This is a genomic window from Roseovarius halophilus (ex Wu et al. 2025) (assembly GCF_047086965.1).
This window is the reverse complement of sequence record NZ_JBKOTX010000458.1, coordinates 1-1,462: the sequence shown is the minus strand read 5'-3', so window position 1 is coordinate 1,462 and position 1,462 is coordinate 1. Positions and strand designations below refer to the sequence as shown.

At 71.1% G+C, this 1,462-nt stretch carries 3 protein-coding genes; 1 reads left to right on the top strand and 2 read right to left on the bottom strand.

What is annotated here, in order from left to right:
- Nucleotides 1–752: OB-fold nucleic acid binding domain-containing protein (locus tag ACH107_RS32790; RefSeq protein ID WP_412509774.1), on the top strand; the 752-nt coding region annotated here is incomplete at its 5' end.
- 109 nt (nt 753–861) lie between these two features.
- Here ACH107_RS32790 and ACH107_RS32785 read toward each other — a convergent pair.
- Both ACH107_RS32785 and ACH107_RS32780 read right to left on the bottom strand, forming a co-directional pair.
- Nucleotides 862–1,086, bottom strand: a complete 225-nt coding sequence (locus tag ACH107_RS32785) for a formate dehydrogenase subunit delta (RefSeq protein ID WP_310690939.1) — start codon at nt 1,084–1,086, stop codon at nt 862–864.
- On the bottom strand, nt 1,076–1,462 hold a 387-nt coding region (locus tag ACH107_RS32780; RefSeq protein ID WP_412509773.1), incomplete at its 5' end, for a formate dehydrogenase accessory sulfurtransferase FdhD. The genes ACH107_RS32785 and ACH107_RS32780, both read right to left, overlap by 11 nt.

The window sequence follows — 1,462 nt, the reverse complement described above, 5'->3', positions numbered from 1 at the left end:
GGCTGCTGGCCGCGCGCGACGCGCCTTACGCCGACCTCGGGGCCTTGCAGACCCGCGCCGGGCTGCGCGGCGCCGATATCCGCAAGCTGGCCGAGGCGGATGCGCTGCGTTCGCTGTTTCTGGATCGCCGCCAGGCCCTGTGGGAGGCCAAGGCGCTGAAGGACGCCCCCGATCTGCCGCTGTTCGCCGGCACGGCGGACGAGGGCGCCGAGCCGCCCGTGCCCCTGCCCGACATGCCCATCACGGAACAAGTCGTCGCCGATTACCAGACCCTGCGCCTGTCGCTCAAGGCGCACCCGCTGTCCTTTCTGCGCCCGTCACTGGCCCGGCAGGGCTACGCGGCCTGCACCGATCTGTCGGGCAGTCACAACGGGCAGACCGTCCGGCTGGCCGGGCTGGTGCTGATCCGGCAGCGGCCCGGTTCGGCCAAGGGGGTCTGCTTCATCACGCTGGAGGACGAGACCGGCGTAGCCAACCTGGTGGTCTGGCCCAAGGTGCTGGCGCGGTATCGCAAGGTGGTGATGCAGGCGCGGCTGCTGGTGGTGCACGGGTATGTCCAGCGCGACGTGGACATCATCCACGTGGTGGCCCAGCATCTGGAAGATCGAACGGATGCGCTTCAGCGGCTCGCGCCCGACGGGCTGACGCCGCAGCTGTCGCGCGCTGACGAGGTCACGCGCCCCCTGCCCGGGCCCGGCGCGTCCCATCCGCGAAACGCGCAGATCATCCCCAAGAGTCGCGACTTTCACTAGCGCCAGCACCCGCCCGGCCCGGGCGCGATACCGGCACCCAGGCCGCGTTTCTTCGGACCCGGAAATATCCCGGGGTGAATTGGCCGCAGGCCAAGAGGGGCAGCGCCCCTCAGGCCTTTTCCTTCTCGGCCAGCACGCGTTCGGCGCCCGCCCGGGCCAGCGGGGTCAGCCCCTCGCCGCCGGCCTCGAGATGCGCGCGCAGCTGCTCCAGCATCCGCGGCTCCCAGAAATCGCCAAGGTGCGCGGCCACGCGCCCTGCCTTGTCCGCCTCGGGCTGGCTTTCGAAGAACGTGGCGATCTGGTTCGCCATCCGGACCATCTTCTCAGGCGACATCGTCATCCTCCTCTGTCACCCGCTCGGCATGGGTGAATATCTCGAATGTCTCGTCCCGCGCCAGCGCGATCAGGGTCAGCCCCGCGGCCTCGGCGGTGCGCACCGCCAGCGTGGTCGGTGCCGAGACGGCGGCGATCACGCTGGCCCCGGCCATCGCGGCCTTCTGGACCATCTCGACCGAGACCCGGCTGGTCAGCACCACCATCCCCGCGCTGCAATCGCCCATGGCACCGATCAGCTTGTCCAGCGCATTGTGCCGGCCCACGTCCTCGCGCACTGCCACGATCCCCTCGCCGGGCCGATAGAACCCGGCCCCGTGCACCGCGCGGGTGCGGTCGTGCAGGGCCTGGCCCGCCCGCAGCGCGGCCATGGCGCG

Bases quoted from the DNA above. Each gene is read 5' to 3' on its own strand.
- ACH107_RS32785 (WP_310690939.1), bottom strand. From the start codon at position 1,086: ATGTCGCCTGAGAAGATGGTCCGGATGGCGAACCAGATCGCCACGTTC.